This is a genomic window from Steroidobacter sp. (genome assembly GCF_016790065.1).
Lineage (GTDB): Bacteria > Pseudomonadota > Gammaproteobacteria > Steroidobacterales > Steroidobacteraceae > Steroidobacter.
In genome coordinates, this window is sequence record NZ_JAEUPY010000687.1 from 1 (window position 1) to 14,504 (window position 14,504).

The following is a 14,504-nucleotide window of genomic DNA, read 5'->3' on the forward strand; positions in this document are numbered from 1 at the left end:
GCCTGCTTCAAGTAGCCGCCGTCGGTGAAGGCACTGACCAGCTGTGCTTCGACCTGCGCCGGGGACTTGCCGGCCACCGGCACCTGCCCGATCAGCGGATAGGTGATGTTGCCCGACTCGCTGACCCGCACTTCCCCGGACAACTCCGGCGAGCCGAATACCGCGACCCGTAACAGGTCTCCCGGTCCCAAACGATAGTCCGAATCCGCCGCCATCGCGTCACTGCCCAGCATCGAGCAGATCACCAGCAGCACCGTACTCAACAATGAGACATAACGGCGTGCCATCGCACTAATAAGCATGTCTGTCGTTCCAAACCACCATAGCTGTCTTAAGGATAATCATCAGGTCGAGCGTCAGCGACCAATGCTGGAGATATTCCAGATCGTGTTCGATACGAGCCCGCATCGAACCGATGTCGTCGCCGCCACGGAAGCCGTTGACCTGCGCCCAGCCGGTAATGCCCGGCTTCACCTTATGTCTGAGCATGTAGCCGGGAATCAGTCGCCGATATTGCTCGTTGACCGCGACCGCATGCGGGCGCGGGCCGACGATGCTCATCGTTCCTTCCAGAACGTTGAACAGCTGCGGCAGTTCATCGAGCGAAGTGGCGCGAATGAAGGCTCCGACTGAAGTCACCCGCGCATCGTTGCGCGTGACCTGGGTATAACTCTTGTTGCCGTCTTCGGTAACGGTCATGGAGCGGAACTTGTAGACCACGATCTCCTTGCCGTCCAAGCCATAGCGCTTTTGACGGAATACCACCGGACCCTTGGAGGTCAGGCGAATGGCCGCCGAGACCGCCAACATTACCGGCGACAGCAAGGCGATGGCCACGGCCGAGATCGCAATATCGCTGAGTCGTTTGGCGATGCCCCGGCCGCCGTAGAAGGGCGATTCGCAAACCGCCACCACCGGCACGCCGTTAACCAGGTCGAAACGCGGCTGGACCAGGTCGCACATGGTCAGGTCCGGCACGAAATAGACCGAGGCGGTCGAGTCCTTCAACGATTGCAGCAGCTCGGTGATGCGCGGGTGGCGCGTCATCGGCAGCGTTATGTACACCACGTCGATGGAGTTGCGGGCGATGTAGTCCCGCATCCAGGTCAGCTTGCCCAGCACCCGGTGGGCGCACTCTTCGGGGAGCCGGCCCGAGTCGCGGTCGTCGAAGTAGCCGACCACTTCCATGTTCAGCCACGGCGACTCTTCCAGGTTGCGGACCAGCTTGGCGCCGAGCCGGTTGGCACCGGCGATCACGACCTTACGAGGCGCGCCGCTGTTGCTGGCACGGACGAATAAATGGGGCGCGTACAGCCGGCCCACCCACAACACCAACGGGGTGGCGATGGCCCAGCTGACCAGCACTTCCCAGCGCAACTGGCTGGCGATGCCGGCGATTTCCAGCAGTGCCCAGATGAACGCGATCACCAGGCTCCAGCGGAAGATGATGTCCAGCAAGGAGGCGACGGCCATCGAACGATGCCGCGGCGGTGCCATCGGCAAAGCATCGAGCACGTCGGCTGCGCCGAAGAAGGCCAGCACGGCCATCAAGAAGTACGGCCCTTGCAGCAGGCTTTCTTTCCAGATCAGCATGCAGAAGCCGAGCGTGATCACCGGCATGACCGGATACAGCAGCGACTTCAGGATGAACAGCGACGTCGGTTCCGACGCGCTGACACCGGCCGACCGGTCGTACGACCTCAAGGGTTGACGTTGGTTGAGCATCACACCTCCCGCTCCGTGCGGACGCAGCTTCGCAGCGAATTACAGATCGCTGAAGCGCTGCGGGCGCAGAAAGCGATGCTTGCGACGCAGTTGATGGCCGATCAACAACACGGTGACCAACGCCATCAGCCAACCGCGCGACATCGAATCTTCCATGCCGGAGGCGGACGATCGAGCTGCCGAATCGTTGTTGACCAGGCTGCCACCCAGGGCGCCGGCATCGATACGCACCTGTTGACCGGCGACCATTTGGGTCGCAGCGGTTGTTCCCACAGTGCCGCCCACTGCCGCACCCACCGTGCCGGCAATAGAGCCACTCACACTGCTATTGATTGCTGGATTCGCCACCGCGGCCCAGCTGAAACTCATGGCCACTAAAGCCAACGCGAGACTGATCAGACGCATGCATCACTCCTACTCAATGACGCACACTCGGACCGGCACCTTTGCATGATCTCGTGTGTGCGTTGCGCCCCCGTCCCCAACGGCTCGCAATCAAAAACTCGCGAAGCTCGAAGCCTCGCCCCATCGACTTGCTATCTGAGACAAACTCTACGAAGCAAGTTCTATTCCAATGTAATTTTTGCCGTCGCTGAACGGCGAAACATCACAACGCGCACCGAAATGCATCAAACAAAACCTATTAAGGTTAATTAGACCAATCTCGATTGCTGCGCAAGTACAACATTCAAACGTCACGCTCAGAAGACACGCTTCACCATCGAACAGTTCCGATGCAGCTATGCATCAATCTGGGACGCATATTTCAAGTGTTAAATCGCCACTCGTTGCATCGCTGCTGACAGTTCAACAGCCTCACCAAACATCTGTTGCTTTACTACCAGAGCCGCCATCTGCCGCTGCGCTGTTCGCCATTGGCGACAACGCAGATTCAACCGATCCCGCCTTCGACAAAAAAACTGGGCTAACCGTTCTTCTTTTCTGTCTGTCGCGCGACCGCTTCTGCTGCGGCTTTGATGGCTTCAGCGTCGCCCAGGAAGCGCCGTGAAGTTGGCTTGAGAGCACTGTCCAACCGGTAGTGAATGGGCACGCCGGTGGGAATGTTGAACTCGACGATTTCCTCATTCGTCATTCCGTCGAGCATCTTTACAAGTGCACGCAAACTATTGCCGTGTGCGACGACCAATACATCTCGTCCGGCCTTCAACTCCGGAGCGAGGCGGTTGTTCCAGTACGGCAGCACTCGATCGAGTGTGGTCTTCAACGATTCGGTGGTGGGCAGCTCCTCGGGTTTGAGGTAGCTGTAGCGCCGGTCGAAACGGGGGTGACGTTCATCGTCCAACGTCAACGCCGGCGGCGGAATGTCATAACTACGGCGCCATACCTTCACTTGTTCGGCACCGTACTTCTCGACTGTCTCGGCCTTGTTCAATCCCTGCAGAGCGCCGTAATGCCGCTCGTTCAGCAGCCAGCTGCTCTCCACCGGCAGCCACATCCGATCCATTTCATCCAATGCCAGCCACATCGTGCGGATGGCGCGCTTCAACACCGATGTGAACACCTGTTGAAACTCGAAGCCCTCTTGCTTCAGCAAGCGCCCGGCGGCGCGCGCTTCGTTACGACCCTGTTCGGTCAGGTCGACGTCCACCCAGCCGGTGAACAGGTTTTCGAGATTCCAGGTGCTTTGTCCGTGGCGCAGAAGTACGAGTTGGCCGGGCATAACTAAAGTCAGGGTGGATGAAGGGCGACTTTATAGCAGACATCGCCCCTAACTCGCAGGCTGTCGCCTGGTTCATTCAGTCTGTCCTGGCGAGCAGCAATAGCTGTCGCCAGTTCGCCACACTTTTCGGCGTTTTAAGGCGTTAACAGGCTGCCGGATTGTTAATTTCTCCGGCAGTTGTTAGCGATTCCGTCACTGGAACGTCGCTGGCCTTGATTCGCTGAACGGCGACGGCGCATTGACGCGCCGACATTTTCTTTCGCTCACTCCGTCATTCGGCGCACGGCCTGGAGCGCGACCGACAGCGTTGCGAAGTCCATCGCTGGCAGAGCTCGCATGTCGGTTACAGTTTGTCGCAAGTAATCGACAGCAGCGCGATGACGGGCAATCCAGCTCTCCAGGACTTCGGCCGGCGCGGCCTTGCCATCCTTGCTGGAGCGCTTGGACTCGGTGATCACTTGCAGGCTCAGGGCTCGCTGCAAGTTATAGACGTTGTCTCGCAAGGTGGTGCGAGCCACGGCCTGCCAATGACCTTCGACGCCGAGCACTTCGACTTGCTCGCGAATCCAGTCCAGCGACAAGGCAGTGCCCACGCCGAAGTACAGCGCGGCCGCTCGTTCCAACGGCAAACCGGTCTGTTCGCTGATCTCCACCAGGTCCGGTCCGGAACGCAGCGCTGCCAGGCTGGCCATACGACGGGCCAACTTGTCCGGCACCGAGGCCGAGGAGTAACGGCTCTGCCGGCCGTTGAACACTGCGAGGTCATCGCCGCTCAATACTCGAGGCAACAAACCGTCGAGCTCCTTCATGCCGCTACGGAAGCGTGACACCTGACGTTCGATGTCGAGCTGACCGCTCTGGCGATGGATCAACCAATAGGTGCAGAAGCGCAGTAACCGAGTGGTCTCGAACATCATCTCGTACTGAACTGCCGCCGAGATCTTGGTGTCGAGTGCTTCGATGTCGGCCCAGGTATCGCGCATGGCGACCACTTCGCGCGCGATGGCATAGGCGCGTGCAATGGTGCTGGCGTTGGCGCCAGTGTCTTCCTGAACGCGACGCGCGAACGTCGGGCCCATGCGATTGACGATGCTGTTGGTGGTCGCGGTGGCGATGATCTCCCGGCGCAACCGATGTTCCGACAGATACTTGTTGAAACGTTTCTGCATCAGGGCCGGGAAGTAACGTTGCAGCTCATGGCCCAGGTACGGATCTTCCGGCACGTCCGAATCGATGATCTTGGAGTACAGCGCCATCTTGGCGTAGGCCAGCACGATGGCCAGCTCCGGCCGAGTCAGACCCTTGCCGGCCTGATGCCGCTCAGTGATTTCTTCGCTGGCCGGCAGGAACTCCAGCCCGCGATCCAGCAACCCGGAGACTTCAAGGCGGCGGATGGAATGCGCATGTTCCAGCAGATCCTTGCTGGCGCGTGCTTCCAGCATGGACAGCGCCTGGCTCTGCAAATAGTTGTCGCGCAGGACCAGGTGGCCGACCTCGTCGGTCATGTCCACCAACAGCTGATTGCGCTTGTCCAGCGTGAGGCCGGCGCGCTTGGGCAGGTTGTTGAGCAGGATCTTGATATTGACTTCGTGGTCCGAGCAATCGACGCCACCGGAGTTGTCGACGAAGTCCGTATTGAGACGACCGCCGGCCAACGCATATTCGACGCGGCCTCGTTGCGACAGACCCAGGTTGCCGCCTTCGCCCACCACTTTGCAGCGAAGCTCGCGGCCGTTGACGCGCACGGCGTCGTTGGCGCGATCGCCCACGTCGATGTGAGTTTCGTCGGTGGCCTTCACATAGGTGCCGATGCCGCCGTTCCACAGCAGATCCACCGGCATGCACAGGATGGCGCGGATCAACTCGATGGGCGTGAACGTGTCGCGCTTGATGCCGAGCATGGTCTGCACTTGCGGCGAGACCTTGATCGACTTGACGTTACGCGCGAATACGCCGCCGCCCTTGGAGATCACTTTGCGGTTGTAGTCCTCCCAGCTGGAGCGCGGCAGATTGAACATGCGCTCACGCTCTTTATAAGAGGCGGCCGCATCCGGCTCCGGGTCGAGGAAGATGTGTTGATGATTGAACGCCGCCAGCAGCCGGATGTGCGGCGACTGGAGCATGCCGTTGCCGAACACGTCGCCTGCCATGTCGCCGATGCCGACTGCGGTGAAGTCCTGCGTCTGGGTGTCGATGCTCATTTCGCGGAAATGACGCTTCACGCACTCCCAACCGCCGCGAGCAGTGATGCCCATCTTCTTGTGGTCGTAACCGGCCGAGCCGCCGGAGGCGAACGCGTCGCCGAGCCAGAAGTTGTAGTCGGCGGCCAGGCGATTGGCGATATCGGAGAACGTCGCGGTGCCTTTATCTGCCGCCACGACCAGGTACGGATCGTCGCCATCGCGACGAACCACTTGCGGCGGCGGCGTGAGCTTGCCGTCGACGATGTTGTCGGTGATGTCGAGCAATGCCGAGATGAAGGTGCGATAGCACTCGACGCCTTCGCGTTGCACGTCTTCGCGGCTGGCACCGGCGGGCATGCGCTTGGGCACGAAGCCGCCCTTGGCGCCGACCGGCACGATCAGTGTGTTCTTGACGTTCTGCGCCTTCATCAGGCCCAGCACTTCGGTGCGGAAGTCTTCGCGACGATCCGACCAGCGAATGCCGCCGCGAGCCACCTGGCCCATGCGCAGATGCACGCCTTCGACGCGCGGTGAGTAAACGAAAATCTCGAAGGCCGGGCGCGGCTGCGGCACTTCCGGAATGCTGCGCGAGTCGAGCTTGAACGACAGCCATTGCTTGGGCGTGCCGGCGGCTTCGGTTTGGAAGTAGTTGGTACGCAGCGTCGCCTGAATGGCGTGCGCGAAGCGACGCAGGATGCGGTCTTCGTCGAGGCTGCGCACCGAGTCCAGCAGATCGGTCAATTTCTGTTTCAGGCCATCGACCGCGCCGCTGCGCTTGGTCGACTTGCCGGCCGGATCGAACTGCGCTTCGAACAACTGCGACAGGATGGAGGCGATGTTGGCGTTGGAGATCAACACCTGTTCCATGTACGACTGGCTGAAGCTGGCGCCGGTTTGGATGGCGTAACGGCCGTAAGCACGCAGCACACTGGCCTGACGCCAGTTCAGCTCGGTGACCACGATCAGTTGATTGAAACCGTCGTTCTCGGCGCGGCCGTTCCAGACCGCGGTGAACGTATCGGTGAAGCGTTGGCCCAGCGTGGCCGGATTGATGGTACCGCCATCGCGACGTTGCATCTCGAAGTCCTGCAACCAGATGGCTCGGCCACCCGGCACAGCGATGCGATACGGTCGCTCGCTGACGATCATGAAGCCCATGTTTTCCAGGATGGGCAACGCTTGCGACAACGCGATCGGCGAGGCGGCACGGAACAGGCGCAAATGCACCGTCTTGCCTTCGCCGCTGGCCAGGCGCATGGCGATCTTGTCCGTGTCGGCGACGACTTCGTCGAGCTGACGGATGTCTTCGAGCGCGACTTCCGCGCTCGTGTCTTCTTCATAGGCGGCCGGGAAGGCGTTGCGATACTTTTCGGTCTGCAGTCGGCCGTCGAGTTCGCCGTACTTATCGGTCAACACATCGCGCAGCCTGTCGCTCCACGTGCGCACGGTCTCGGCCAGCAACTGCTCCAGCTCTTCGGCATCGATGCGCGGTCCGCCGTCAGCCGGCAGACGAATGATCATGTGCACGCGGGCCAGTGCCGACTCGGACAATTGAATCTGCGATTCGATGGCGGTGGCGTTCAGCTTGGCATTGATCACCGCTTCCATCTTCTGGCGGACCTGCGTGTTGTAACGGTCACGCGGCACGAAGATCAGTGCGGAATAGAAACGGCCGAAGGTGTCCCGACGCAGGAACACGCGCACTCGCTGGCGTTCGTACAAGTTGACGATGCCACGGACGGTGCGAATCAAATCGGTGACGCTGGCCTGAAACAACTCATCGCGTGGATAGGTGTCCAGCACGTGCACGACGGCCTTGCCGTCATGGCTGGCGGGATCGAGGCCGAAGTGGGCGACGGCGCGTTCGATCTTGTGCCGGAGCATCGGAATTTCACGCGGGCTGCGGTTGTACACCGCCGATGTGAACAAGCCGAGGAAACGCTTTTCGCCGGTGACGCGGCCTTGCGCGTCGACTGTCTTCACGCCCACATAGTCGAGATAAGTGGCGCGATGAACCGTCGACACCGAATTCGCTTTGGTGATCATCAGCAGCTCGGGCTGACGAGCGCGGTCGCGCAGTTCCCCAGTGAGCGCGGTCGGTTCGGCTTTATAACCTTTGCGAGTGCGCAGAATGCCCAGACCGGTTTCCGGCATCGGCACCAGCAGATCTTCGCTACGGCCCCGCTTCAATTGATATTGGCGGTAGCCCAGGAAGGTGAAGTGATTGGCCGCCATCCAGTCGAGCAGCGCTTTGGCTTCGCGCGCTTCGTTGGGCTGCACGCCTGGATTGTCGCGCTCGATCTCGTTGGCCAGCTCGGTGGCGCGCTGACGCATTTCATTCCAGTCGCCGACCGCGAGACGCACATCGTCGAGCGTGCGTAACAGTTTTTGTTCCAGCTCCTGCAAGCGCTCGGGCGCGCCGATGCGATCGATTTCGATGTGTTGCCAGGATTCCTGAGTGGATTTCTTGGTGGCGCCATCGGTCGAGAGCGTTTCCAGCTTGCCGGCGCGGTCACGATGCACTGGCAGTACCGGGTGAACCATCATATGAATGGTCAGGCCGGCCTGAGTCAGCACCATGCCCAGCGAATCGACCAGGAACGGCATGTCTTCGGTGGTGACTTCGACGATGGTGTGGGTGGAGCTCCAGCCGTCGCGCGCTTCATCTGTATTGAATACACGCACCAAAGGACGATTCGGCTTACGTACAACTGCGCTACGCAGATGTGCGAGTGCCGAGGCAGCGAGCGTCTCGCTCTTGAATTCAGCAAGATCTTCTTCGCCGACGCCGCGGTAGTACTGGCGTACGTACTCCTGCACATCCAGCGGATCGCCGCGGCGCTTCTGTGCGCGGGCGGCAAGCGCGATTCGCTCGATCAATTTTTGACGGGCGGCGGGAATGGTTGTTGTCATGATGCCGATTTAAATGAGTGAGGTGCGCGAGCACGGTCCATAACGCTGTCCATAATGGTGCATAGAGTAATAGACGCCCGTGGCGCCGGATGCACCAAAAAGGAATAACGGCGAGCTGTGGAGGTTTCTTGTAGTTAGCTCGAAAGCTGTAAATCGGCGATTACAGCAGCGAGAAAACGCAATGCTTCGGCGCCCGTCACACAACGGTGATCGAAGCTCAATGACAACGGCAGACGAACGTGTATTTCCGGCGCAGTGGCACCGGCCACCACGTCTCGTTGTAACTTACCGGCGCCCAGGATGGCGACTGTTGGCGGCACAACCAACGGTGTTCCATAGCGACCGGCGACCGTACCGAAGTTGGAAAGTGTGATGGTGTAGTCACGCATTTCTTCTGCAGTGATGGTACGGGCGCGCGCGCGTTGCTTGATGTCATTCAGCTGAGTTCTCAACTGAGCTGCCGATTGCGCAGTGACATCTCGCAACACCGGCACGATCAAACCATCGGCGGTATCCACGGCCATGGCCAGGTGAATCTGATCCATCAATTTCCGTGACGTACTTGCAGGGTCGAACAGTGCGTTCAGCGCGGGCTCGGCTTTGACGCCGGCGGTGATGGCGCGAATCAGACGAATGGTGATGTCGCCGCGATTCTGCCAAGACTCGATGTCGGCATCGTCGAAAATTGTGCACAGAGCGATCTCATCGCGAGACAGCGACATGCTCTGAGCCATGGCTTTGCGCGGACCGCGCAGCTTGTCGGCATCGGTGAGGCCGGTAACTGCGGGCGTGCGTTGCTGAGATTTGCTCAAGTTCGCACGAGCGAGCACGTCATCGACGCTGATCAAGCCGTGGCGACCGGTGGCCTGGCAGGCGGACAAGTCGACGTTCAGTCGTTTGGCCAACATGCGAACGGCCGGAGCCGCGCGGACACGATCACGATCTCGAACTGCACGACGACTGCGACCGATGATGGCTTTATCGACCAGCTCTTCGTTACGCGTGGCCATGTGGCCGACGACCATGCCCTGATTGGCGGCTGCCGGAGCAGGTGCGGCTGAGCTGGCAGTGGCTGCGGCTTGCGATGGCAAATCGAAATCGACCAGCGGCTTGCCGGTCTGCACCGTATCGCCGGCCTTGGCATGCAAGCGAACCACGTTGCCCGAGTACGGGCTGGGCACGTCGACCACGGCCTTCGCGGTCTCCACCGACACCAACGGCTGATCGACTTCGACGCGCTGGCCCTCTTGCACGTGCCACGACACGATGTCCGCTTCGGGCAAGCCTTCGCCGAGATCCGGGAGGTTGAAGGTAACGCTCATGATCTTCTTCCTAACCGGCCAGAGTCGTTTGCACGGCATCGACGATGCGCGCCACGCTGGGAATATAGTCGTTCTCGAGCCGATACAGCGGCACCACGGTGTCGAAACCGGTGACGCGTTGAATGGGGGCGACCAGGTCGTACAGACCGTGCTCAGCCACGATGGCGGCGATCTCGGCGCCGACGCCGCAGTTACGTGCGGCTTCGTGCACGATCACCAGGCGACCGGTCTTGGCCACCGAATCCAGAATGGTTTCTGAATCGATCGGGCTGACGGTGGCCAGGTCGATCACTTCGGCGGAGACGCCTTGTGTCGCGAGTTGCTCGGCGGCTTGCATCACTTCGACGGTCATTGCGCCCCAAGTTACGAGGGTCACGTCGTCGCCTTCGCGAAGGATGTAACAAACGTCGAGCGGCGCGGCCACGCCGTCATCGGCCACTTCTTGCTTGGCCAGTCGATAAATGCGCGTCGGTTCCAGGAACAACACCGGATCGGGATCGCGAATCGACGCCAACAGCAAACCGTAGGCGCGAGCCGGCGATGAAGGACAGACCACGCGAATGCCAGGCACGTGCGCAATCATGGATTCGACCGACTCGGAATGATGTTCGGGCGCATGAATGCCGCCACCGTGCGGTGTGCGGATCACTACCGGACAAGACAGGCGGCCCCGAGTGCGATGACGCAGCCGGCTCATGTGATTGACGATCTGATCGATGGCCGGATACAGAAAACCCATGAACTGAATCTCGGCCACCGGTCGCATGCCTTGCGCGGCCATGCCGACGCACATGCCGGCAATCATGTTTTCAGCCAGTGGCGTGTCTTGGACTCGGTCCGCGCCGAAGCGTTCGAACAGGCCGGACGTGGCGCGAAACACGCCGCCGCTCTTGCCGACGTCCTCGCCGAGCACGACCACGTTGGCGTCATTCGCCAATTCCCACGCCTGCGCCATCGCGATGGCTTCGACCATTGTGACTTTGGGCATGCGGGCGGTCAGTGCGAAGGCCGGCCGGTGCCGGCGTAACGACGCGCGAGTTCCTTTTGCTCTTCCAGGTACGCCGGCGGATTGGCGTACAGGTAGTCGAACATGGCGTCGGTGCTCTGGCGCGGCGTGTTCAGGTATTCCTGAACGGCAGCGTCGACCTCGCGAGTGAACTGCGCCTTCATGGCCTGCTCGCGCGCTTCATCGAGCACGCCGCGGGATTCCAGCAGCTTGCGCAAGCGAATCATCGGCTCGACCTTCCAGGCTTCGGTCACTTCGGCTTCGTCGCGATAGCGGCTGGCATCGTCGGCGGTGGTGTGATCGCTCAAGCGATACGAGATGGCTTCGACCACGGTCGGGCCGCCGCCGGTGCGCGCCTTGTCCAGCGCCTTCGACATGCAATCGCGAACCGCGATCACGTCGTTACCGTCGACTTGCACGCCGGGAATGCCGGCGGCGATGGCTTTTTGCGCCAGGGTCTCGCAGGCGGTTTGCTGTTCGATGGGGACCGAGATGGCCCACTTGTTGTTGACCACCACGAACACGATGGGCAACTGGCGCGCGCCGGCCAGGTTCATCGCTTCGTAGAAGCTGCCTTCGGAGGTGCCGCCGTCGCCGATGTACGCCACTGCGCAGCGGGGTTCCTTGCGAATCTTGAACGCCATCGCGGCGCCGGCCGCGTGCAGCGTCTGGGTGGCGATGGGCACACACCAGGGGAAATCGTGGCGAGGCACGGCGAAGTTGTTGCCGCGTTCATCTCCACCCCAGTACAGCAGCACTTCGGTCATGCTCACGCCGCGCCAGAACAGGGTGCCGATTTCGCGATAAACGATGGCCAACGAGTCTTCGGGACGCATGGCCGCGCCGACGCCGATGTGCGCGGCTTCCTGGCCGAGGCAGGAAGGGTAGGTGCCCAGCTTGCCGGTGCGTTGCAGATTGACGGCTTTGGTGTCGAAGGTGCGTGCTCGCAGCATGGCGGCGAACAGCTTCAGCAATTCGTCGTTATCGGCAGCGAACGCCGGCAGCTCCTCCAGCGCTCGGCCCTGCGGGCTCACTTGCCGCAGATACTCGATCCGGAACTCCGCCACTGTTCTCACTCGTCGCCGCTCCTTCGACCGCAACAGGCAGTCATGCAAGCGGCGCGAATTATAAGCGAACCCCTACTCAATATCGCGGCTTGCTTGCATGGACGTCGCTTGCTCCATCAGTCGCGTCAGCAGGCGGTCGAGCGTGCGTTGGTCGGTGGGGTTCAAGACGCTGACCAGCTCTGCTTCGTAGCGCAGGGCCATCGGTGCGACCCGCGTGTACACCGCCTGTCCAGCGGCGGACAAGCGGAGGATGGAGCGACGCCGGTCGCCCTTGTCATAGGCGCGTAGCACTCGCTTCGAACCGAGCAGACCTTGTAGCGCTCGGCTCACGGCAACTTTATCCATGGCGGTACGTTCTGCCACGTCTACCGCCGACAGATCGGGGTAACGGGCCAGCACCGCCATGATCCGCCATTGCGGAATGCTCAGCCCGAACTCCCGTTCATAGGCACCGGCAATCAGCATGCTGATGGTGTTGGACAGCACCGACAGCCGGTAGGGAATGAAGCGATCGAGGTGCAACGGGGCCTCCGGCGAGTCCACGGCGACAACTTTTTCTTTAGGCGCGGTCATGGCTTGCGATCACTCCCCTTGACGGGTGCCAAAGATATAGTTTCAATTGTAACCATTAGTTCCCCCGACGGTTCCCAGGTTCCCAGAGGCATGTCATGAGTACTGCGGCCCGCGAAAGTCATAATCCACTCGGCACCGATGGCTTCGAGTTCGTCGAATACACCGCCGAAGATCCGGAGTTGTTGCGTACCTTGTTCGAGCGGCTGGGTTTTCCCGTCAGCGCCCGACATCGCAGCAAGAATGTCACTTTGCATCGCCAGGGCGACATCAATTTCATCATCAATGCCGAGCCGGACAGTTTCGGTCAGCGTTTCGCGCGCGAACACGGCCCGTCGGCCTGTGCCATGGCATTTCGCGTCCAGGACGCAGCGTACGCTTTCAAGCGCTGTGTCGAACTCGGTGCCAAGCCGGTGGAAACTCGCGTCGGTCCGATGGAGCTGAGCATTCCGGCCATCGAAGGCATCGGCGGCAGCCTGATTTATCTGGTCGACCGTTACGGCGATCGCAACATCTATGACGTCGACTTCGTGCCGGTGGCCGGCCATGCGCTGAAGCGCTCGGCGGGGCTGACGTATATCGATCATCTGACGCACAACGTGGCTCGCGGCAACATGGACAAGTGGGCCGGCTTCTACGAGAAGCTGTTCAACTTCCGCGAAATTCGTTACTTCGACATCGAGGGCAAGAAGACCGGCTTGTTCAGCCGTGCCATGACCAGCCCGTGCGGCAAGATCCGCATTCCCATCAACGAATCCCAGGACGACAAGTCGCAGATCGAAGAGTACCTGCGCGAGTATAAAGGCGAAGGCATTCAGCATATCGCACTTGGCACTGCGGACATCCAGCGCACCGTCGACGTGTTGCGTGAGCAGGGGGTGCAGTTCCAGGACACGCCGGACACCTACTACGAAGGTGTGGACGCTCGCGTTACCGGCCACGGCGAGAATCTGGCGGAGCTGAGCAAGCGTCGCATCCTGCTCGACGGCAATCCGGACAAGGGCGAAGGCCTGCTGTTACAGATCTTCACCCAGAACGTGATCGGCCCGATCTTTTTCGAAATCATTCAGCGCAAGGGCAACGACGGCTTCGGCGAAGGCAACTTCAAGGCCTTGTTCGAATCCATCGAGCTGGATCAAATGCGTCGCGGCGTGATTTAACCACTGAAGCGAGGTTCGCAATGAAGCGGCCAATCACCCCATCGCACGTCGAGGGCACGGCCTCGCGGCAGGCGCATGCCGACCTGCCGGAGGGCACCTACGAACGCGAAATCAGCAAGGAAGGCTTCTTCGGCCCGGCCGCGTTTTTTCATCATCGTCATCCGCCCACCGGTTGGGTGGACTTCGAAGGTCCGTTGCGGCCGCATGCGTTCGATCTGACCAAGATCGGCAGTGGGCAAACGTCGCCGTGGCAAGCGGCGGAGATCCTGCGTAACTCGAATGTTCGCGTGCGCGTGTGGAGCGCCGACCAGTCCATGGATCACTTGGCGCGCAACGCCGACGGCGACGAATTACTGTTCGTGCATCGGGGCGCCGGTGAGTTTCATTGTGACTACGGTCATCTCACCTTGGCCGCCGGCGACTACGTCGTGATTCCTCGCGGCACCATGTGGCGTATCGAACTGACGGAGCCGCTGTTCGCGCTGCTCATCGAAGCTACCAACTCCAGCTACTCGCTGCCGGACAAGGGCTTGTTGGGTGCGCATGCCATCTTCGATCCGGCCATGCTGGATGTGCCGCAGATGGACGCCGCGTTCGTCGCTCAACAAAGCGACGATCGTCACTGGCAGGTGCGCGTCTTACGGAACAACGCCATTTCGCGGGTCACCTATCCATTCAATCCGCTGGACGCGACCGGCTGGCACGGCGACCTGTCGGTGGTGCGGATCAATGTCAAAGACATTCGACCGCTGGTGAGTCATCGCTATCACTTGCCGCCGTCGGCACACACCACGTTCGTCGCCAATCGGTTCGTGGTTTGCACGTTCGTGCCGCGACCGTTCGAGACCGATCCCGGTGCGTTGAAAGTGCCGTTCTT

General features: G+C 60.8%; 11 protein-coding genes. 2 read left to right on the forward strand and 9 right to left on the reverse strand.

The annotated features are described in order from the left end of the window. The 9 genes from JNL55_RS28335 to JNL55_RS28375 form a co-directional block, all read right to left on the reverse strand. On the reverse strand, positions 1–302 hold a 302-nt coding region (locus tag JNL55_RS28335), incomplete at its 3' end, for a polysaccharide biosynthesis/export family protein (protein ID WP_293862617.1). Continuing rightward, the gene (locus JNL55_RS28340; RefSeq protein ID WP_293862619.1) at positions 292–1,725 is read right to left on the reverse strand and encodes an undecaprenyl-phosphate glucose phosphotransferase; all 1,434 of its coding nucleotides are present in this window, start codon (positions 1,723–1,725) and stop codon (positions 292–294) included. The genes JNL55_RS28335 and JNL55_RS28340, both read right to left, overlap by 11 nt. A gap of 39 nt (positions 1,726–1,764) precedes the next feature. Further along, positions 1,765–2,130 (reverse strand): hypothetical protein, encoded by a 366-nt coding sequence (locus JNL55_RS28345; protein WP_293862621.1) that lies wholly within the window; start codon positions 2,128–2,130, stop codon positions 1,765–1,767. A 520-nt stretch (positions 2,131–2,650) separates the two neighbouring features. After that, positions 2,651–3,406, reverse strand: coding sequence for a 2,3-diphosphoglycerate-dependent phosphoglycerate mutase (gene gpmA / locus JNL55_RS28350; protein ID WP_293862623.1), 756 nt, complete (start codon positions 3,404–3,406; stop codon positions 2,651–2,653). A 263-nt stretch (positions 3,407–3,669) separates the two neighbouring features. Beyond that, positions 3,670–8,502, reverse strand: a complete 4,833-nt coding sequence (locus JNL55_RS28355; RefSeq protein ID WP_293862625.1) for an NAD-glutamate dehydrogenase — start codon at positions 8,500–8,502, stop codon at positions 3,670–3,672. Between the two features lie 134 nt (positions 8,503–8,636). After that, positions 8,637–9,824 carry a dihydrolipoamide acetyltransferase family protein gene (locus JNL55_RS28360; protein ID WP_293862627.1) on the reverse strand — a complete coding sequence of 396 codons (1,188 nt, stop codon included), beginning with the start codon at positions 9,822–9,824 and terminating at the stop codon, positions 8,637–8,639. Between the two features lie 10 nt (positions 9,825–9,834). Next, positions 9,835–10,812: an alpha-ketoacid dehydrogenase subunit beta gene (locus tag JNL55_RS28365; protein WP_293862629.1), complete on the reverse strand. Its 978-nt coding sequence runs from the start codon at positions 10,810–10,812 to the stop codon at positions 9,835–9,837. 8 nt (positions 10,813–10,820) lie between these two features. Continuing rightward, the gene (gene pdhA / locus JNL55_RS28370) at positions 10,821–11,906 is read right to left on the reverse strand and encodes a pyruvate dehydrogenase (acetyl-transferring) E1 component subunit alpha (protein WP_293862631.1); all 1,086 of its coding nucleotides are present in this window, start codon (positions 11,904–11,906) and stop codon (positions 10,821–10,823) included. Positions 11,907–11,969: 63 nt separating this feature from the next. Next, positions 11,970–12,470: a MarR family winged helix-turn-helix transcriptional regulator gene (locus tag JNL55_RS28375; RefSeq protein WP_293862633.1), complete on the reverse strand. Its 501-nt coding sequence runs from the start codon at positions 12,468–12,470 to the stop codon at positions 11,970–11,972. A gap of 95 nt (positions 12,471–12,565) precedes the next feature. Here JNL55_RS28375 and hppD point away from each other — a divergent pair, with 95 nt between their 5' ends. Beyond that, positions 12,566–13,627, forward strand: coding sequence for a 4-hydroxyphenylpyruvate dioxygenase (gene hppD / locus JNL55_RS28380; protein ID WP_293862635.1), 1,062 nt, complete (start codon positions 12,566–12,568; stop codon positions 13,625–13,627). A 20-nt stretch (positions 13,628–13,647) separates the two neighbouring features. Next, positions 13,648–14,504: homogentisate 1,2-dioxygenase (locus JNL55_RS28385; RefSeq protein ID WP_293862637.1), on the forward strand; the 857-nt coding region annotated here is incomplete at its 3' end.